Source organism: Saccharopolyspora phatthalungensis (assembly GCF_014203395.1).
In the GTDB taxonomy this organism is placed as follows: domain Bacteria; phylum Actinomycetota; class Actinomycetes; order Mycobacteriales; family Pseudonocardiaceae; genus Saccharopolyspora; species Saccharopolyspora phatthalungensis.
In genome coordinates, this window is sequence record NZ_JACHIW010000001.1 from 4,873,889 (window position 1) to 4,893,610 (window position 19,722).

Consider the following 19,722-nt stretch of genomic DNA (forward strand, 5'->3'; position numbering starts at 1 on the left):
CCGCTGACCGGCCATGCCCTCGGTAACTGGCGAATAATCCGCGGACTTCGTCCGGCGTGCACCATTTGACCAGTGACGGGCCGTGTGCGGCATGTGAGCCAGCACGCCACAGTAATGACTACACCAGGTTCGCCTCTCGGCATGCAGCCGCGGGACGGTGGCATAACTACGGGATATAAAATAGGATCAATTCCACATGATCCGCCATCGATTCGAGAACGCTCTTATCGCGGTGCGATAACTATATCCATCGATGGTTTGTTATTTGATCGTAAACATGTAGGAAAACGGCTGGTCATCGTACTTTTCCGATTGAAATTCGCCTTTTGCTGAAGGATGTAACGGGCTGGGGGATCCGCCGGATTAATAACCCGGAGGGGGATCGTGTTACGGCGCGTTGCATTCCGCTACGCGCTGCGATCGCCGGTCGGGTTCTGCAAATACAAAAACGACAAGATCGCGCCATGCCGCCTACCCTCGGCCGGGTGGTATGAGCCGGTCAGATCGGAGCGATATGGGCTGCTCCCATGCCGGATCATGCCCCCTCTTCCCGTTGTTAAGGGCAAGTTTGCGCGGCTGGCGCGACTCCTATTGCGACAGCGAGGCCAGGTGGCGCGAGTGCGCTCGATACAAGTTGGCGTCCAGGGGCCAGCTCGTTCCGATCTCACTGCTCCCGAACGGTGCTGACGTGGGGCACATCAGGAAAGCTGCCGAGCGGTCCGCCGCGGCCGAGCCGACCCCGCCGTCACCGCTCATTTCCGAGTCGCCGGACACCGTGGTTTGGTTCGAACCGGCGCCGAGACCGGCCCCGGATAGGCCGCGCGAGCCGTCATTACGCTCACCGGCCCCACGGGTCCCAACGACCCTCCCAACGACCCCACCAGCCTCAGACCGGGTAACACGGCCCACGCGAGCGCAGGGCTCGAAACGCCGCTGGTGGACCCGACTCGCCGAGTGGATGAGAGGTCCCGCATGAGCAACTACTGGCCCTGGTGGGCGGGCGCGATCGGGCTTGCCCTGGTCACCGTCAACTACACGCTGATCACGGATCGGTCCTTCGGGGTGTCCTCGGCGTGGGATCGCGTCTTGCACTGGCGTGCCGAACGCCGCATCGAACGGCAGGAGGCCCAGTTCGCCGACGACCGTGACCTCGCGGAAGCTTTCGCCGCGGCGACCGCCGCGGAGTTCGGGACCCGCTCTGGAGCACCCACCTCGCCGGACGTGATGCGCGGTGACACGCAGCCGCACGGCCAGGACACCGGATCCGCGGCGGGCGAGCAGGCCACGACCGCGAGCGTGCGTTCGGCGCCTCTGGTCACCCAGGCTGCCCTGCTCCTGTCGATCTTCGTCGGCGGATGGGTAGCGGCCGTGACCGCTGGCCGATTCGAGATCCGCTTTGACATGGGCGATGGTTTTCGCCAGCTCGTCACCGCCGATTCGAACGTCATGATCGGCGTGCTGTTCGTGGGAGGCATCCTCGTTGGCTTTGGCACTCGCTTGGCCGGGGGCTGCAGTTCCGGCCACGGACTCAGTGGCTGCGGTCGGTTGCGCCCGGTCAGCCTCGTCGCAACTGTCGTCTTTTTCGGCACCGCTGTTGCCGTGTCGTTCCTGCTGTGGAAGGTGATCTGATGCGTACCAAGGGCGCGGTGCTCGTCGCCAACATCATCACCGGGCTTGCCCTCGGTTACATCGTCGCCAACATCGGGTTCGGTGACTACGCCGAGCTGAACCGCATGTTCACCTTCCAGGACCCGCGCATGCTGTACGCCTTCGCCGGAGCCGTGGCGATCATCGTGGTGGTCTTCGCCGTGGTGGGTGTCCGCCGTACGCCAGGGCGCATCCACGGCGGCGTGGTCCCCGGGGCGGTGCTGTTCGGTACCGGCTGGGCGATCTCGGGTGGCTGCCCGGCGATCCCGATCATCCAGGTCGCCAGCGGATACCTGCCCGCTCTCGTCACAATCGCCGGTGTCATGGTCGGCATCTGGCTGTGTCGCTGGGCCAACGCCAGGTTCTTCCAACTCGACCGCGGCTCCTGCGGGCTGTAACGGTACATTCAGCGAGACCGATGCGGGGGCCTGACTCCTGGACTGAGCCCCCGCATCCTCTTGACGTCACCATCGGCCAACCCGTACAAGTCACTGTGCACGATGGCTGATTGTCTTATGTGGACGGTTGTTGCGGTCCCGGGCACAATCTTGCCGACCGTGGCGGCAGCGCGTCGACCGAGTCAGACCCGCGCTCGACGCACGCCAGCCCATCGGTCTGGAGCGGCGTCAACTCGGTGATGATGTCTCGCGCCTCGTCGACTGTGATTGATGGCGGAGCCGTAACGCATGCCGTCCTCCTCTCCAATGTCGGGTGTGGAAAGCAATCGCGGCCGGTCCAACGAGGACTGTCGGCGCTCCAATGCCGCTGGGCGTCGAGGCCTGTCCAGATCAGACCTTAGATCGGTTCGTCCGCGTCGGCATCAACGGTCGTTGTTGAGGGATATCAAGCGATCTCTTGGGTTCTGCGACGGGCAGGGCTGTTGAAACACGAAGCACTATGTACACAGTACGAATGTCTCGGTCGCCCGTCCTCGCGCGTTGAGTAACCATTCGCGCGACCGCACCGCCATCGACACCTCCGGCAGTCGATCTGGACTTCCGATTGACTGAAACGTCCACATCGGACTAGAATGCCCTCTCGGCCGCTTGTACGTAGGCAGCGCGGTCGTTCCCGCTTCTTCTGCGATACCCCAACCGAGGGCCCCGCCGCGTGCGACGTAACGATCTGCGCACGCGCGGACACGGACCTTGCGTACCCAACTTGCCGGTACCTGGATTCCAAGATCCGCGCCCATCCGCGCGTAACTACACAAAGAAATAGCCATCATGCCACAAACAGAGCGTTAAGAAACAGGATTTCTTTGCAGGGAAGTAGGGGCGGCGGGGCGGCAATGCGCCGCCGCTGCCCGACTGGCGTGGGGCGTGCTACCCGAAGGAAGACCGCGGTCCGAGTGGCAAGACGACCCCGCATCACTCCGCTGAATGGACGTCCGGTTGGTGTCGTCGCTAATCTAAAAAAGCGTTCACCTCCGGCGTGGCATCACCCGATTGACCTATACACTTCGCGGATCAACTACGGCAGTCTAGTGACCTAGAAACTTCCGCCGGCCTAATCAGAAACCTGGGTAGGGAAAATAGGGAGCTGTGTAACAGTCGGCTGAATGCGGTCACCTGCGCGTCCTTTGTGTGAAGGGGAAACCATTAATGTCGTCCTCGAAAACACTCGATGCCGTTTTCACTCCAGCCAAGGTCGAACCGGGTTCCAGCGTACAAGTCAGCATTAGCGGACTGCCGTCCGATGTTCGGTCGGTCAGCATCGTGTCCGCGGCCGTCGAAGGCGGTTCAGAACCGCAAACGCTCGAGGTGACCGTCGGATCGGACGGTGCGGTCACGGCGTCGGGCGACATCGCAATCAATTCTGACCTGACGCCCGGGGAACAGGCTATCGAAGTGCGCAGGGACGGGCCGGACGGCGACGTGGTCGGTAATGTCACTTTCACGGTGAGCGAATCGTCCGATCCTGACGCTGCGGCAAAAATGAGGAGGGCCGGTCCGCCCGGCCCCAAGGGCGATAAGGGAGACAAAGGCGACCCCGGCCCCAAGGGGGACAAAGGCGACACCGGCCCCAGGGGGCCCAGGGGAGACCGGGGGGACCAGGGCGATCCGGGTGAGAAGGGGGACCCCGGCCCCAAGGGACAGCCCGGTCCGAAAGGTGACCGCGGGGACAAGGGAGAACCGGGTGCCGCTGGTTCTAACGGCCGGAAGGGTGACCCTGGAGAAAAGGGCGATCCCGGCCCGAAGGGGGGAACTGGCCAAAAGGGGGAGGCTGGCCCCAAGGGAGAGGCTGGCCCGAAGGGGGAGACCGGGCCGAAGGGAGAGGCTGGCCCCAAGGGGGAGACCGGCCCCAAGGGAGACAAGGGGGAACAGGGCGACCCCGGACCGAAGGGAGACGCCGGTCCTAAGGGCGACGCCGGTCCCAAGGGCGACAAGGGAGATCCTGGAAAGGACGGAGGCGGCGGGCACGCCATTCTTGTTGACGACTACACGATATCAGTCAACGAGTTGCGAACCCGTAAGCTGAACACGATCTGGTCCAGGACCGTCACCGTGAAAAATCTTTCCCAGGATACCGTCCTGTTGTCGTCCAAGGAGGCCCAGGGGATCGCGCATGATTACCTGGCGTCCGTGGAAGTGTCCGGTTACGAGCGCTTCAAAGATGGCTTCACCATCTTTCTCCGGAAGGTGACCGAGCCGGCCTGGATCGAAAAGAACGGTAAGGTCCTGGTGCGCACCGTTGTCTACTCCGCAGCCCCCACCCAGTTCGGCGACTGAATTCGGCGAACATCTTCTCCCACTCCGAACGTGAAGGCTGGTCATGGCAGACGACTTCGACGAGAGCAACGTGAATCCACCCGACGACCCGGACGCCGTACTGCGAGAGCTGAAAAATCAGGCTGACTACGGAAAATTGTTCGCGGCGACGCTGGCCAAAGATTCGACGACGATCGACAAGGCGGTCGGTGAACTGACCAAGAATCGCGCCGATATCGACAAGAGCGAAAAAGACTACGTCGCGGGCGACTATCTGAAGAAGTTTGCCGAACTGCGGGCACGCATCGACGACAAATGGCCCTGTCTGCGCCGGGTGCTCGAGGAGAATGCCGACCTTGCCGACCTGGTCATACGGACATTTCGCGAGGACATCCTCCAGGCGAGACAAAAACTGGAGGAGATCACCGAGCACCTGACGCGGGCGCAGCAGGAACTCGACTCGCGCACCCGGGAACTCGCCGACAAACAGCAGGCCCTCAAGGACCTGCTGACCCTGCCGGCTGATCTGGTGAAACAGTTGACCACGATGACCGGCCTGGAAAAGCGGGTGCAGGATGCCGCACAGGATCCCACCAGAGCCTTCGAGGCGTACGCCACGGCCGACGAGATCATTCGGCAGTTCGAGGAAGAACTCTTCGTACCGACCGTGGCTGAATTCCACAAGCTCGTGTTCGCCCGCTGGGGCGAGGTGGTCCGCACCCAACGGGAACTGGCGAAGGCTCAGGACAAGGTGTCCAAGCTCGCCGGCAAGAAGACAACGGTCGAGCAGGCAGTGAAAGACCTGAGCAATGACCGAATCGCCGAACTGTTGCGGCGCTGGACCTCGGCACTGCTGCGGTCAGTGGACCCGGCACCGGATGAACAGCGGGCTGAAGAGGTGGCGGAGTGGGCCACGTCCACCTCGCCCTGAACTTGGTCAGCCGGGCGTTGCGCGAGGTACTGGCCATCGGATACCGCGCCGACCCGGTGGTGGACGCGCTCGTGGGAACGAAGGGTGTCGTGTTCACTGATCCGGGCGAGACGGCCAAGGACGCGCCGGGATGCCTGTCGCTGTGGCTGTACCGGGTCATGGAGAACGGTCATCTCCGCAACATCCCCGTCGAGGAACCACCGGGATCGACCACCCGTCGGCAGCCGCCGCTGTCGCTGGACCTGCACTACCTGCTGACCCCGTTCACCTCGTCAACCGAGAACGACCAGATCCTGCTCAGCAGCTCGATGCAACTGTTGCACGACAACGCCATCGTCTACGTCCAGGACCCGGTCGCGGGAACGGTCGATGAGATCAGGGTCGTGCTCGGCCGGCCGGAGCAGGCCGAGCTGACCGGGATCTGGGAAGCACTCCACGCCCCGTACCGGCTCTCGGTCACCTATGTGGTGCGGGTGGTGCGGATCGACAGTACCCGGGTGGACGACACAGCACTGGTCGTCGACGTGCGCACGATCTACTCGTCGTTGTGGCCACGGTCGGGGACGGTTCCCCTGGAGATCTCCGACCGCCATTTCGCCCCACCCAACGGTGAACCAGCCGTCCATGAACGCAACCGAGGAGGGTAGATGCCCGAGTACCTTTCTCCCGGCACCTACGTCGAAGAGCTGCCGAGCGACGTGCTTCCGATCCAGGGGGTGAGCACCAGCACCGCGGGATTCGCCGGCCTGACCGAACGTGGCCCGACCCAAGCGACACTGCTCACCTCCTGGCCCGAGTACCAGCGCTGGTACGGCGGCATCCTCGACCCGGCCCAGTCATATCTGCCGATCGCGGTGCAGGGGTTCTTCACCAATGGCGGCCAGCGGGTGTTCGTGGCCAGGATCGTGCCGGAGTCGGCCACGACCGCGACGCTCACCCTGCCCGCCGATGGCGACGCAGCGCCGACGGTCACCGCGGTGGGCCCGGGCGGGTGGGGCGGGCGGGTGTACGTCAAAGTCGGCCCGGCCACAAAGAACGCCAAGGGGTTCCGGCTCTCGGTGGCCTATTACCGGGGCAAGCCCCCGGAGACCATCGACGTGGTCAAATTCCCGCCGACGGTGTCGGAGGACTACGACGAACTCGGTGCCGACCGCAGCGCCGGACGGTTCGCGGAGGGTGTGGTCAACCCCGCCTCGCACCTGATTTCCCTGTCCTGGCCGAAGGACAAAATCCCCTCCGTGCCCAGCAGCGGGGACTGGACCCCGCTCACAGTCGAAGCCGACGACCCCTCGGTGAAACCCACCGCCACGGACTTTCAGGGCCGTGACGGATCCGGCGGGTCCGGCCCCACCGGTCTGGCCGCGCTGGCCGCCGTGGATGAGGTGGCCATCCTCGCGGTGCCCGACGCCGTGAACGCGGCGTTGATACCGGACAGCAACGAACGCGTGACCATCGTCGGCAGCGTCCTCGACCAGTGCGAGTCGCTGCGGGACCGGTTCGCCATCCTCGACGTGGAACAGGGCGCGTCGGACGTCAAGTCCATCGCCACCCAGTTCGTCTCCCGCCGGTCCAACTACGCGGCCATCTACTACCCGCACCTGCGGATCCTCGATTCGACCAGCCGGGCACCGATCCTGGTACCGCCCAGCGGATTCATCGCCGGGATCTACGCCCACAACGATGTCACCAGGGGCGTACACAAGGCGCCGGCCAACTACCAGGTGCAGGGCATCCTCACCCGGGATGTGCAACCCGGTGTCGGGCCGCTGGAGTTCACGATCTCCAAGGGACAGCAAGACATCCTCAACCCGCAGGGCGTCAACGTGATCCGGGACTTCCGGACCACCGGGCAAGGGATCCGGGTATGGGGCGCCAGGACGATCTCCAGCGAACCGGACTGGACCTACATCAACGTGCGCAGGCTGTTCACCTACGTTGAGGAATCGGTGGAAAGAAGCCTGCAGTGGGTGGTGTTCGAGCCGAACTCCGAACCCACCTGGGCCAGGTTGCGCCGGACGGTCGACACCTTCCTGGAGCAGGTATGGCGGGACGGCGCGCTGATGGGCAGCACCCGCCAGGCGGCCTACTTCGTCCGGTGTGACAACTCCACCATGTCGGTCGACGACATCCTCAACGGCCGCCTGATCTGCTTGATCGGCCTCGCCGCGGTGCGTCCCGCGGAGTTCGTGGTGCTGCGCTTCTCGCAGAAGACCATCGAGGCCGCCGCCTGATCCCGACCGACCGTCTGGAGAAAAGACGATGGCACAGACCGGAAAACGAGTCGACCCGTTCGCGTCGTTCAACTTCACCCTCGACATCGACGGACTGGCCGGGTCGCACGGTTTCTCGGAGTGCAGTGGGGCCAACACCGAGCAGGACGTCATCGAGTACCGCGAGGGCAACATGGACTTCGCAGTGATCAAACTGCCTGGATTGAAGAAGTTCGGCGATATCACCCTGAAACGGGGCTTCACCACCAACCGGGAGCTGTGGGAGTGGCGGCGCGCGGTACTGGAAGGCACCGTCGTGCGTCGCACCGGCCACATCGTGCTCAACGACGAGGCAGGCAAGCCCGCACTGCGCTGGAAGTTCACCAACGCCTGGCCGAAGCAGTACTCCGCGCCCTCGCTGAGCGGCACCGCCACCGAGGTGGCGATCGAGGAACTGGTGCTGGTCGTGGAAAGCTTCGAGCTGGACGCGGCGTAACATGCGCGGCCACTCGACCAGCACCGTGCTCTCGAATCCGCTTGGCGCGCACCGTACCCCGGGTGTGCGGATGGAATGGCTGGACGCCGCACCGCAGGGCCGCAGTGTCGTGCCGACCGATGTCGCCGGTTTCGTCGGCGTGGCCGAGCGCGGACCGCTGCACAGTGCGGTCCGGGTCGATGGCCTGAGCCAGTTCCAGGGGGTGTTCGGCAGGACGCTTCCGTATGCCTACCTCGCGTACGCGGTGGAGGCGTTCTTCGCCAACGGCGGCAACCGATGCTGGGTCGTCCGGGTCGCCAACCCGGACGACGCCGTGGCCGCCAGCGCGATAGTGCCGGTCGGGGACGCCGATACCGCGTTGGTGGTGACCGCCTGCAGTCCTGGCTCCTGGGGTAATGCGGTTGAGTGCCATGTGCGGCCGATGATGCACGGAAGATTCGTGCTGGAACTGCGCTGTGGTGGGGTTCGCGAGGTCTGGCGTGGGCTGGCGAGCGCCCCGGACGCCTTGGCTGGCCGAGACCCGATCGCCGTCCTCAACGACCTGCAGACCGGTTCCCGGTTGGTGACGGTGCGGTGGTGGGCCGACGGTGTGGGGAATCCGGCGGGCGCCGTGGGGTATCCGTCAATCGGCTCCGCCGACGGCGTGCTGCTCACCGGCGGTGCCGACGGTCTGACCACCCTGCGTCCCGAGCATTTCGGCGCGGAGCCGACCCGATGGGGCGTCGAGGCGCTTGACCTGGTCGACGAGGTCTCCTTGGTGAGCGTGCCGGACTGCTTCTCGCCTCCGGCGTCACAGCGCGGGGTGCCCAGCCCGCGGCCTTGCGCCCCAAAGTCCTCAGTGGAGCTTCGTCCGCCGCGCCCGGTGTTCGACCTCGAGGCGGTCGCCCGGGTGCAGCAGGCCGCGGTCTGGCACTGCGAACGGCGGAAAGACCGGGTCGCTCTCTTGGACGTCCCCCGCGAAGGCGCGGACGGTCTCCCCGCGGGCACGGCCGACGTGATCGCGTGGCGAGACCAGTTCGACTCTTCCTACGCCGCGTTGTACCACCCCTGGATCGTGGTGCCCGACCGAAACGTGACCAGCCGGACCCTTGTCCCGCCCAGTGGCCACGTCGCCGGGCTGTGTGCGTTGGGAGACAACACGACCGGCGTGCACAAGGCCCCGGCGGGCAGCGTGCTCCAACTGGCCATCGACACGGCCGTCGACCTGGACGCGGTGGAGCACGGCGACCTCGACCACGCCGGCGTCAACGTGATCCGGATGGCACGCGGTGTCCGGGTGCTCGGCAACCGGACCCTGACCAAGCGGCACTCGTGGTTGGGGCGGCTGAACGTGCGGCGGCTGCTGGTGGCCTTGGAGGAACAGGTCGCCGTGGAGACCGCGTGGACCACGTTCGAGGCCAACGGGACCAGACTCTGCGGAGAGCTGGAAAGTTTGGTGCGCGATGTCCTCGAAGATGCCAGGCGCAGGGGGCTGCTGGTCGGTGCGACACCGGACGAGGCGTACTCGGTGTGCTGCGACGAGTCCGTCAATCCTCCTGCGGAGCTGGCCGAAGGCAGGATCGTCTGTCTGATCGGGATTCGGCCACCACCGCCGGCCGAGTTCCTGGTGGTCCGAATGGTCCGGACCCCGGCGGGTGTGCTGGCCGAGCAGCCGGGAGGCGGCGATGGCTGAGCTGGGCACGCAGACCTACCCGTTCGTTGGCTTCCGGTTCGAGGTGCGACTGGACGCGCTTCCGGTCGGTGGGTTCAGCGAGTGCGGCGGCCTGCGGCTGCGCACCGAGATCCAGGACTTCATTGAGGGCGGGCTGAACACCCACGTGCACAAGCTGCCCGTGCGGGTTACGCAGAGCGACATCACCCTGCGGCGCGGGGTGGCGGACCGGGTGCTGTGGGACTGGTATGCCGAGCTGACGGCAGGAACCGTCCGCCGGCGCGGCGGCGCGATCCTGGTGCGCGACGCGAGCGGTAGCAACGTGGTGGCCGAATGGCGGTTCCAGCGTGCCCTGCCGGTGACCTGGATCGGCCCGGAGCTCGACGCGGCGCAGAGCCGGGTCGCGGTGGAGACGATCGAACTGGCCCACGAGGGTCTTGAGCGGAGGAGATGACAGCCGTGCCACTGCACATCGAGAACCTGACCAGTCAGGTGCGCACCCAACCCGACAGTCCTTCGTGGACGGAGGTGGAGCTGGACCGGATCGTGGACCTGGTGGTCGCCCGGCTGGACCGCGACCGGCGGGCCGCCGCGATGCTGGCGGAGGCCACCGGCTTATGGCCGGACGCCGGTGGCCGTCGGTCGAGCGCAGGCTAAGCGGTCCAGCCGATGACCCTGACCAAGATCCACTTCGAGGTCCTGGACAAGGCCGCCGTCGACCGGGCGCGTGGCCTGCTCGACCAGTTCGACGCCCAGTTCAACCCGGCCGACTACACCCTGGCCAAGGGCGCCCAGTTCGCCGAGATCGGCATCCCCGGGGTGGACTCGCCGATTCTCCAGTTCGTCCGGGGCGACACCGAGCGGCTGACCCTGGAGCTGCTGTTTGACACCACCGATTCCGGCATGGGCGACAAGGCGGTCGACGTGACCACGCTGACCAGGCACGTCTACCAGCTCGTCAAGATCCAGCCGGCGACCCATGCCGCCCCCCGGTTCCGGGTCACCTGGGGCAAGGGACTGTCGTTCACCGCCGTGGCCGAGCAGGTGCAGCAGCGCTTCACCCTGTTCAGCCCGGCGGGAATCCCGCTGCGGGCGACGGTGACCCTGTCCATGCGGGAGTACAAGTCGCTGGAGACCCAGCTCGCCGAGCTGAAGCTCCAGTCCCCGGATCACACCAAGATCCGGGTCATCGCCCGGGGGGACACGCTGGCCGGCGTCGCGGCCGAGGCATACGACGATCCCCGGCACTGGCGAATGATCGCCGACGCCAACCCCGGCGTCGATCCGAGGCGACCAGAGCCGGGCACCCTGCTGGAGATTCCTCCGCTCCCGTTGGGGACCTCATGAGCACCAGCCAGGCGATCTATCAAGACCAGGACTTCTACGTTCCGGCGTTCGAGGTGAACCCGCCGGGTAAACGGATGCCGCGCGACGTGCTGCACGACGTGCTGGACGTGACCTACCGCGACGGTATCGACGAAGTCGACAGCTTCTCGATCACGGTGAACAACTGGGACAGTGCAAAAAGGACATTCAAATATAGCGACAGCGCCACGTTCCTGCCCGGCAAGAAACTGGAACTGTGGGTCGGCTACCGGGGCAAGGGCGCACTGAGCCGGCTGATGACCGGCGAGATCACCGCGATGCGACCGAGTTTCCCGGCCTCCGGCCGGCCGACGTTGGTGGTGACCGTGCTCAACCTGCTGCATCGGTTGCGCGACAAGCAGAACACCTTCGTTTACGAGAACAAAACCGACAGCCAGATCGCCAAGCAGGTCGCCGACCGGCTCGGTGTGCCGATCCGCACCGCGCCCGCGGCCGAACAACCGTATCCCTACCTGTTGCAGGACAACGAGTACGACGTGCTGTTCCTGATGAGACTGGCCGCGCGGGCCGGCTACGACCTGTGGGTGGACGAGGAGCGCGGCGGTGGCAAGGCCATGCTGCACTTCGAACCATCGGCCGCGGCCGGTCGGGTCGACTACCGGTTGACCTGGGGCAAGTCGTTGATCGAGTTCGAGCCGACGCTGAACACCGCGCGGCAGGTCAACGAGGTGGTGGTGCGGGCGTGGGATCGCAGGCGCAAGAAGCAGATCACCGCGACCGCGAAACGGGGGGCCTCCGGCGACCCGGCCGTGCGGGCCGCGTTCGCCGGCCGGGGCGAGGTCATATCCGCCGTGGTCGCCAGTGAGCAGGAGGCACACCGGATCGCCAAGGACCGGCTCGCGGAGATCGGGCAGAGCATGGTTCAGGCCACCGGGTCCACGGTCGGCCTGCCGGAGCTGAGGGCCGGCCGCAAGGTACGCATCGACGGGCTCGGCCGTCGGTTCGACGGCACCTACTTCGTCACGGGAACCCGGCATTCGCTGGGTGATTCGGGCTACCGCACCTCCTTCGACTGCCGCCGAGAGGACTGAGAGCACAAATGCCACATTTCGCCGGACAGGGCCTGCTGGTCGGTCTCGTGATCGACCTGAACGATCCGGAACACCTCGGCCGGGTGAAGGTCAGCTACCCGGAACTGGGCGACGCGCGCAGCGACTGGGCCAGGCTGGTCACCCCCATGGCGGGCAAACGCCGGGGAATGGTGTTCCGCCCGGAAACCGGCGACGAGGTGCTGGTCGGCTTCCTCCAGGGCGACAGCCGTGCGCCCTACGTCCTCGGCTCCGTGTGGAACGCCGCCGACCCGCCCCCGGCCGACGACGGCAAGGCAACCGAGAACAACTGGCGGTTCATCACCTCCCGATGCGGCCACGTGATCCGGTTCGACGACACGCCGGGCAAGGAGAAGGTCGAGGTGATCGACAAGGACAAACGGTGCTCGGTGACCATCGACAGCACCAGGAAGCAGATCACGATCAAGGCGGGCTCCGGCGGCATCACACTGTCCGCACCGGAAGGAACCATCACGCTGTCGGGCAAGACCATCGAGCTCGACGCGACCACCACCCTCAAGGCGAAGGCCGGTCAGAGCCTCGGATTGACCGCGGGCACGTCACTGGAAGCCGAAGCCAACACCACATTGTCCGCCACCGCCGTGCGGGAGGTCACCATCCGCGGCCGGACCGTGGACATCAATTAGAGAGCGTTTCGGCGGTAGCTGAGTCCCACACCGCAAGCGGCTTACGCCGCTGATGAAACAGACCCTAAGCACGATGGCTCCTGGAGGGAAGACAGCTCATGGGCAAGCCGGCGGCGAAGCTCGGGGACCGGGTCACCGGGACGGACACCCACCTGGTGCAACCACCCGGCCCGGTGCAACCGAGCCCGGTGCCGTTGCCTTTCAACGGCACGCTGCTCGGGCAGCTGTCCCGGACCGTCCGGATCGAGAGCCGGCCCGCGGCCACCGTCGGCAGTACCGCGACGAACCTGCCCCCGCACATCCCGCCGGTTGGGACATTCGTCAAACCGCCGACCAACGAGGGCCGGGTGATGCTCGGCAGCCTTACCGTCCGGATCAACGGCAAGCCCGCGGCGCGTGCCGGAGACCCCGTGCTGACGTGCAACGACCCGGTCGACCTTCCCGTCGGCAGGGTGCAGGCCGAAGGCACCGTACGGATCGGGGGCTGAGCATGGACATCGACATGCTCGGCAAGGGGATGGCGTTTCCGATCCGGTGGGATGTGGCCGGCCGGCCGCGGCTGGCCGCAGGATCGGAGAAGATTCAGCAGGGAATCTTGATGATCATGGCGACCGCGCTCGGGGAACGCGTCATGCGCCCCGACTTCGGTTGCGGCATCCACGATCTGGTGTTCCAGCCCAACACCGCGACCCTGCATGGCGTGGTCATCGAGCAGGTCCGGGAGGCGCTCATCCGGTGGGAGCCCCGGATCGACCTGCTGGACGTGAGAGCCGAGGTACCGCCGGATACCCCGCACTGCCTGCTGATCCGGGTCGACTACCGGATCCGCGCGAACAACGCGACCCAGAACGTCGTCTATCCGTTCGTTCTTGGCGAGGGCGACGCCGCCGTGCCCGGAGGCGGGCGATGACACTCGACTTCCCCAACCTGGACACCCGGACCTACGACGACCTGGTGGCCGAGGCGCGGCGGCGGATCGTCCGGTTCGTGCCGGAGTGGACCGACTTCAACGCCAGCGATCCGGGCACCGCGCTGGTCGAGTTGTTCTGCTGGCTGACCGAAACCCTGCTCTACGAGACCAACCGGATGCCGGACCTGGCCTACGTGAAGTTCCTCGAACTGGTCGGGTTCTCGCAGCATCCCGCGGTGCCGGCCGCCGTCGATCTCACGTTCGTGCCGATGGCCCAGGTGCCCGACGCGCGGGTGCCCAGCGGCACCCAAGCATCGGCCATCGGCGCCGACGGCTCACCGGTCGTGTTCGAGACCGACGAGGACCTGGCGCTGGTGTCCTATCCCCTGACGCACATCGGGGTCGCGCACCAGGGCCAGTACTCACCCGTGCTTCAGCCGTTGATGGACCCGCCGCCCACGTACCGGCCGTTCGGCTGCCGCCCCAAGCGCGGCGACGCGCTGTATCTGGGGTTCGCCCCGCTGGGTCCGGCCGCCGACGACACACCCGCGCCACCGGCCCGTTTCCCCGAACTGCTGCGGTTGCGGGTGACAGTGCCGCCGGAGGCGGGCCTGCTCCAGTCGCTCAGCGCGGCGGAGGCGGACGAGCTACCGGACCCGCCGGTGCAGTTGGCTTGGGAGTACCAGACGCATCGCGGTTCCGACACCTCCCTGGAGTGGCGGCCGGTGTCCGTGCTGAGCGATACGACCGGCCGGCTGACCCACGACGGCTACCTGGTGATTGCGGGCCCCCAGGACGTGCCCCTGACGTCGGTGCGCGAGGTCGATGGCGAGCGCTACTGGCTGCGGTGCCGACTGGCCAAGGGCGCCTACGCGGAGGAACTGGAACCGCTGGTCGAAGCGGTGTCGCTGAACACTGTCAGCGCCCGCAACCTGGACACCGAGCACGAGGAGCTGCTGGGACATTCCGAAGGGCACCCGAGCGAGACCTACCAGCTCCGGCAGACCCCGGTCGATCCGACCAGCGTCGTCCTGGAGACGCGTGCGGACGCCGGCCCCACCAGACGCTGGAACGCCAAGGCCGATCTGCTCTCATCCGGACCGGCCGATCCGGACTTCACGCTGGAACCCACCACCGGGGTGGTCACCTTCGGCGACGGCCGACGTGGCCTGATTCCCCCGGCCAACGCGGAAATCGTGGCCGCGAGCTACCGCCACGGCGGTGGCGTCGCGGGCAATGTTCCCGCCGGGGCGGTGATGACCCTGCTGGCCGAACTCCCCGGGGTCGACCATGTCACCAACCACCGACCCGCCACCGCTGGCGCCGACCGGCAGTCACTTGCGGAGCTCAAGACCTACGCGAAGGCGATGCTGCGCAGCCAACGCCGGGCGGTCACCGCCGAGGACTATGCCAGCTTCGCCCGGCAGGTTCCCGGGGTCGCCGACGCGATCGCCCGGCCGCTGGTCCACCCGGATCATCCGGGCGAGCAGGTTCCCGGTGTGGTCACGGTCGTCATCGCCGCCCGCCGCGAGGCGTACGGGCCGCGCGTGGATCCGGTGCTACTCGCCAAGGTCTGCCGGTCGCTGGAGCGGGTCCGGGTGCTCGCCACCGAACTGCACGTCAGTCAGCCGGAGCTGGTTGAGTTCACGATCACGATCACGCTGCGGCGGCTTCCCCCGGACCGGACCGAGGATCAGGTCAGACAGGACGTGATCAAGGCGGTCAAGCGGTTCATGGACCCCTTCGCCCCCGGCCCGGGCGCGATGTTCCGCACCGAGCTGCGGTTCGCTGACCTGTGGCGCGAACTGCTTTCGGTGACCGGGTTCCAGGAAGTGACCGACATCGAGATCGACGTGCAGCCCGCGCCTACGGAGACGCCGAACCAGCAGACGTACACGGTGCGGCTCAAACCGGGCCAGCTCGCCGTGCTCAAACCCGACGGCGTCACGGTCACGTTCACGAAGGGCGAGGACAGATGAGGCCGAGGGGACCGACGCACTGGCTGCTGGACCAGCGCACCGGATGGCGCACCGCGACCCGGGATCAGGTGTCCGACCACGGGGACCTCAGGGTGGCGTCGACCCACGCGGTTGGCACCTGGACCGGCCTGGTACTGGACAGCCGGATCGACCAGTGCGCGTGGGACCGGGTGGAACTGGACTTCTCCGGCATGCCTGCGCAGAGCGTGGTCACCGTGGAGACGGCATCGTTTCACCAGCCACCGTGGCAGATCGGCGAGGGCGACTGGACCAGAAGCGGCCATCACCACGCACCGAACGACCTGGCGGCGCACACCGTCGACTGGCCGGTACGGTCCGCACCGGGCCGCTATCTCGCCGTCCGGTTGCGCCTGTCGCGGCCGAGCGGCGGTACCCTCGCCATCCACGCGATGCGGGTGCACTATCCCAAGGCGACGTGGCTGGATTTCCTTCCTGCGGTGTTCCGCGCCGACGACGAGAGCCGGGACCTGCTGGAGCGTTTTTTCGGCGCGCTGGGCGGTGCATGGGACCCGACCATCGCCCGCATCCGCGATCTGCCGGCATCCTTTGATCTCGGCGCCGTGCCGGGCGGGGTGCCCATGCGGTTTCTGGCGAGCTGGTTCGGCATCGCACTGGCCACGGGCCCCACCGCCGCGCCGGAAACCGTGCAGTACGAACGCGAACGCAGAATGCTTCAAGCGGGCGTCGCGGCCATGCGAATCAGGGGTACCCCGGCGGCGTTGCGGATACTGCTGATCGCGCTGTTGACCAATCTCACCGGCGTCGACATCGGGCGCACTCACTTTCCGGTGCTGCTGGAGGGAAAGCCCGCGGTAGGCGGCTGGTTCATTCTCGGCCGACCCGACCGGGCGGTGCTGTGCGGCCCGACCCAGCTGTGGGGCGCGGAAGCGGTCGGCCGGCTGCGGATCGGAACCTATTCCCAGGTAGGCAAGGCAAAGCTGATCGGTGTGGGCGATCCGGCTAAGGACGCCGCCGCCGTCATGACCACCGGGCACCACTTCCGGGTCTACCTGCCGGCGGCCTGGCTCAAGATCGAGGGTGTCCGGGACGCGGTCCGCGCGCTGATCGACGCGGAACGGCCGGCCACCGCCAGTTACGAACTTTGTGCGGTGTCCGGCCGGGTCGTCGTCGGAGCGCAATCCACCGTGGGTGTCGACACCATTGTGTCTGCCCCTCCTCTGCCCGCCGCGACCACGAATTGAGGTGGCAGCCCGGTAATGCCCAGCACCGTTGATCCCCTGACCACACAGCACCTCGAACGCAACCGGTACTTCACCGGGAAGGCGATGGCCGCGAGGGACTTCGCCGCCGACCCAGATTATTCGTTGCGGGTCCACCGGGCACACAACCGGCTGTGCCACGGCTGGGGAATCCTCGACGGGCTGGTTGTCAGTGCCGTCTCGTCGACCTGCGTTCGGGTCAGCCCCGGCGTCGGCCTCGACAGATACGGCCGGGAGGTGGTTCGCGGCACGCAGCCGGACGTCGACATGAACCCCTGTTCCCTGCCGGCGCTGCTGTGTATCCGCTATCACGAGGAAACGACCGAACCGGTCCCGCCGGTATCCGTGGCATCAGCCAGCGCACCGCAGTCCGAGTACAACCGGGTGCGGGAAAGCGCGGAACCCGTGTGGGTGGCCGACCCCACACGATGGCAGAAAATCGTCACCAATGATTGGCTCAACCAGAGTGACGACGACCTGGACCTGATTCCGCTTGCCGTCGTCGGCAACGGTGGCAACGGGCAACCCTGCGCGGTCGAATCCGTCCGGCAATCCCTGTTTTCGCCAAGCCGGTTGACCCGGATCTCATCGGTGAACTGGCCGCATAACGGGGTAGCACCGCTGCGCGATCTGGTCGTGGGTTTCGAGCGTCCGCTGCACGCCACGGCGCATGGCGTTTCCCCCAACACCTTCCTCGTTCACACGGCTGCGAGCCAGTTCGCGGACCGGACAAGACTGCCCTGTCCGGATGGGAGAACGCCGGAACTGGATTCGACCAGAAAGGTCATCACCTACCCGGTTCCTGCTGTCCCGGTGGGACACTGGGTGTACGTCTCGCTGCTCTGCGACTTCCTGACCGACGAGAACGGTCTGCCGGTCGACGGTAGCCATCTCGGCGGTCAGTTGCCGAGCGGCAATGGCGTCCCCGGCGGCGTGTTCGACAGCTGGTTCCAGACTGGCGCGACGGTGACGCCATGAGCACAGACTCGTTGCCCAGCAGTGCACCGGTGTACCCGACGTTCACTTGTGGACAGGTGCTGACCAGCGACGATCTCAACAGGATCATCTCGTGGGTCACCTCGGTCCGGCGGCTGGCCGGGCTGCGCGAAGGCTGGGGTGTCGTGCAGGGACTTGACGTCTCCGCAACATCCGGCAACGTCACGGTCGGCCCTGGCTACGCGATCAGCCCCACCGGGCAAGACCTGGTGCTGGTTGATGATCGGCAGACGCCCTTCGGGACGACGCCGGGAACATACGACGTCAGTATCGCCTACGCCGAAACGAATAGCGGCGACAAGGACCATCCCTTGGTCACCGAGGACGTCGAGATCACCGTGGGCCCGGCCAAAAACGCGCGCGCCGTGGTGAACGAAGCCATCGCCGATGCAACGAAGCTGGACCTCAAAGACGAAGCGGCGCTGCGGGAGTGGCTGACCAAGCGCGTCACGACGAATCAGCCCGGTGGTGCCTGCTTCGACGCCGAGTGGATCAGCGGTGCGTGGGGGCAGTTGCCCGGCTACTTCCTCCACTTGCTCGGCTGGTGGGCGGCCGACATGTTGCGGACCGCCGCGGACAAGCGGCCCACCGGCAACGGGTTGACTCTCGCCCAGGTGCTGGTTGGGACGAACGGCGCGCCGAAGGTCGACATGACCGTGCGCAGGATGCTGCACGGACCGCTAGGCGGCGCGAGACTACCGGCGGATGCCTATGGCCGGGGGCTGAGTGCGGCGACCGCCATGTTCACCGCAGGGGGCGTGGTCGTAGCCGAATGGGCCGAATGGAACCCGGCCACCGTTGCCGAGGTCGACACCCTTTTCCCGACCGTCGGCCCCGGCGACCTGGTTCAGGTCCGGCACGCCATCCCGCCAGGCGGGAAGACACCGTGGGTAACGGGCCTGAAAAAGATCGGCACACTGCCATGAACGCATCCGCGACGCCGCCCGAACGTCCGCACTACCTGGAAGGGCAGGTTCTGGGCAAGTGCGACCTGGTGGACGAACAGGCTTACCTGGTGGAAAAGCGGCGCCAGCACGAGTTCAACCTGCACGACGGCAACCCGGCCTTCGACGAATCCCGGGAACCGGGAACCGGCGCGAAGGTTGTCGCCGCCGCGGTCTGTGGCCCCGAAGGCTATGAAATGGCGCTCGAACCCGTATTCGCCTTCCGCGTCCGTGGTGCGGACGGTGCCGTTCGAGAACTGCTGGCCATCACCGCCGAGGGAAAATGCGAGCTGGCCAGCGGGCTCAACGCCCAGGACGTGACCACCGACAAGGCGGAGATCGGCTCGGTGGACGAGATACAGACCGAGGCTTGGCCGTGGAACTGCTACCGCCCCGACAGCACCGAGGGGCCCGAGTTACGAATCGAACTGGAGCCGCCGCTCATACCCGGCGCGGCGGACCGGAGCCGGTTCGTCGTTGGCACGGTGCCTTCATCGGACTTCGTCCCGGTGCTCACGGTCGATGCGGGCGGCAACACCGCCGTACGCGGGCGGCTCAGGGTGCGCGGTCCGATAGTCCATGCCGCCCCGGAGGGTTCTGCCACCAACGCTGCGGCCCTCGGTGTCTCGTTGCGGAAACAAGATAATGGTGCGGGGAGCAACGAGGTCACCGTGGACATCACGGTCGTCAATCTCTGCTCGAAGCTGATCAGCGCTCTGACTATCGTGCTGGTCGACGATGGCCAGAACCCGAAGCCGGTTCCATGCACCCCGTTTCTTAAGGTCGAGGGCGTCATCACGGTTTCGGCCACAGTGGACAGCAGGGCGAAAAACGTCACGGCGATGGCGTTCGGTGTCCTGCCGGGCGGTGTGTTGTGCCAGGCCAGCGGAGTACTTGACCTGTCGTGACCGATCTGACGCACCG

At 66.4% G+C, this 19,722-nt stretch carries 20 protein-coding genes; all 20 read left to right on the forward strand.

The window, feature by feature from the left end:
* Positions 1 to 972: 972 nt before the first annotated feature.
* Entirely contained in the window at positions 973 to 1,629 is a 657-nt protein-coding gene (locus BJ970_RS22405; protein ID WP_184728051.1) for a YeeE/YedE family protein, read from the forward strand.
* On the forward strand, positions 1,629 to 2,045 hold the full coding sequence (locus BJ970_RS22410; RefSeq protein WP_184728052.1) for a YeeE/YedE thiosulfate transporter family protein: 417 nt from the start codon (positions 1,629 to 1,631) through the stop codon (positions 2,043 to 2,045). The genes BJ970_RS22405 and BJ970_RS22410 overlap by 1 nt, the downstream gene beginning before the upstream one ends.
* Positions 2,046 to 3,251: 1,206 nt before the next feature.
* Positions 3,252 to 4,379 carry a collagen-like protein gene (locus BJ970_RS22415; RefSeq protein ID WP_184728053.1) on the forward strand — a complete coding sequence of 376 codons (1,128 nt, stop codon included), beginning with the start codon at positions 3,252 to 3,254 and terminating at the stop codon, positions 4,377 to 4,379.
* Positions 4,380 to 4,422: 43 nt separating this feature from the next.
* Entirely contained in the window at positions 4,423 to 5,289 is an 867-nt protein-coding gene (locus tag BJ970_RS22420) for a hypothetical protein (protein WP_184728054.1), read from the forward strand.
* Positions 5,265 to 5,936, forward strand: a complete 672-nt coding sequence (locus tag BJ970_RS22425; RefSeq protein ID WP_184728056.1) for a Pvc16 family protein — start codon at positions 5,265 to 5,267, stop codon at positions 5,934 to 5,936. The genes BJ970_RS22420 and BJ970_RS22425 overlap by 25 nt, the downstream gene beginning before the upstream one ends.
* Complete coding sequence (locus tag BJ970_RS22430; RefSeq protein WP_184728058.1) at positions 5,937 to 7,520, forward strand: phage tail sheath family protein; 1,584 nt, start codon at positions 5,937 to 5,939, stop codon at positions 7,518 to 7,520.
* A gap of 28 nt (positions 7,521 to 7,548) precedes the next feature.
* The gene (locus BJ970_RS22435) at positions 7,549 to 7,995 is read left to right on the forward strand and encodes a phage tail protein (protein ID WP_184728060.1); all 447 of its coding nucleotides are present in this window, start codon (positions 7,549 to 7,551) and stop codon (positions 7,993 to 7,995) included.
* A 70-nt stretch (positions 7,996 to 8,065) separates the two neighbouring features.
* Positions 8,066 to 9,667 carry a phage tail sheath family protein gene (locus BJ970_RS22440; protein WP_184728062.1) on the forward strand — a complete coding sequence of 534 codons (1,602 nt, stop codon included), beginning with the start codon at positions 8,066 to 8,068 and terminating at the stop codon, positions 9,665 to 9,667.
* Positions 9,660 to 10,100, forward strand: coding sequence for a phage tail protein (locus BJ970_RS22445; RefSeq protein WP_184728063.1), 441 nt, complete (start codon positions 9,660 to 9,662; stop codon positions 10,098 to 10,100). The genes BJ970_RS22440 and BJ970_RS22445 overlap by 8 nt, the downstream gene beginning before the upstream one ends.
* Positions 10,097 to 10,303: a hypothetical protein gene (locus BJ970_RS22450; RefSeq protein WP_184728064.1), complete on the forward strand. Its 207-nt coding sequence runs from the start codon at positions 10,097 to 10,099 to the stop codon at positions 10,301 to 10,303. Before BJ970_RS22445 ends, BJ970_RS22450 begins: the two co-directional genes overlap by 4 nt.
* Positions 10,304 to 10,315: 12 nt before the next feature.
* On the forward strand, positions 10,316 to 10,993 hold the full coding sequence (locus BJ970_RS22455; RefSeq protein ID WP_184728065.1) for a CIS tube protein: 678 nt from the start codon (positions 10,316 to 10,318) through the stop codon (positions 10,991 to 10,993).
* Positions 10,990 to 12,063 (forward strand): phage late control D family protein, encoded by a 1,074-nt coding sequence (locus tag BJ970_RS22460; RefSeq protein WP_184728066.1) that lies wholly within the window; start codon positions 10,990 to 10,992, stop codon positions 12,061 to 12,063. Before BJ970_RS22455 ends, BJ970_RS22460 begins: the two co-directional genes overlap by 4 nt.
* Positions 12,064 to 12,071: 8 nt before the next feature.
* The gene (locus BJ970_RS22465; RefSeq protein WP_184728067.1) at positions 12,072 to 12,728 is read left to right on the forward strand and encodes a phage baseplate assembly protein V; all 657 of its coding nucleotides are present in this window, start codon (positions 12,072 to 12,074) and stop codon (positions 12,726 to 12,728) included.
* Between the two features lie 98 nt (positions 12,729 to 12,826).
* Positions 12,827 to 13,216: a PAAR domain-containing protein gene (locus tag BJ970_RS22470; RefSeq protein ID WP_184728068.1), complete on the forward strand. Its 390-nt coding sequence runs from the start codon at positions 12,827 to 12,829 to the stop codon at positions 13,214 to 13,216.
* A 2-nt stretch (positions 13,217 to 13,218) separates the two neighbouring features.
* Entirely contained in the window at positions 13,219 to 13,638 is a 420-nt protein-coding gene (locus tag BJ970_RS22475; protein ID WP_184728070.1) for a gp25 family contractile injection system sheath assembly initiator, read from the forward strand.
* Positions 13,635 to 15,617 (forward strand): putative baseplate assembly protein, encoded by a 1,983-nt coding sequence (locus BJ970_RS22480; protein ID WP_184728071.1) that lies wholly within the window; start codon positions 13,635 to 13,637, stop codon positions 15,615 to 15,617. The genes BJ970_RS22475 and BJ970_RS22480 overlap by 4 nt, the downstream gene beginning before the upstream one ends.
* Positions 15,614 to 16,840, forward strand: coding sequence for a hypothetical protein (locus BJ970_RS22485; protein WP_184728072.1), 1,227 nt, complete (start codon positions 15,614 to 15,616; stop codon positions 16,838 to 16,840). The genes BJ970_RS22480 and BJ970_RS22485 overlap by 4 nt, the downstream gene beginning before the upstream one ends.
* Before the next feature lie 15 nt (positions 16,841 to 16,855).
* The gene (locus BJ970_RS22490; RefSeq protein ID WP_184728073.1) at positions 16,856 to 17,836 is read left to right on the forward strand and encodes a hypothetical protein; all 981 of its coding nucleotides are present in this window, start codon (positions 16,856 to 16,858) and stop codon (positions 17,834 to 17,836) included.
* On the forward strand, positions 17,833 to 18,780 hold the full coding sequence (locus BJ970_RS22495) for a hypothetical protein (RefSeq protein WP_184728075.1): 948 nt from the start codon (positions 17,833 to 17,835) through the stop codon (positions 18,778 to 18,780). The genes BJ970_RS22490 and BJ970_RS22495 overlap by 4 nt, the downstream gene beginning before the upstream one ends.
* On the forward strand, positions 18,777 to 19,706 hold the full coding sequence (locus BJ970_RS22500; RefSeq protein ID WP_184728076.1) for a hypothetical protein: 930 nt from the start codon (positions 18,777 to 18,779) through the stop codon (positions 19,704 to 19,706). The genes BJ970_RS22495 and BJ970_RS22500 overlap by 4 nt, the downstream gene beginning before the upstream one ends.
* The last annotated feature ends 16 nt before the right edge of the window (positions 19,707 to 19,722 follow it).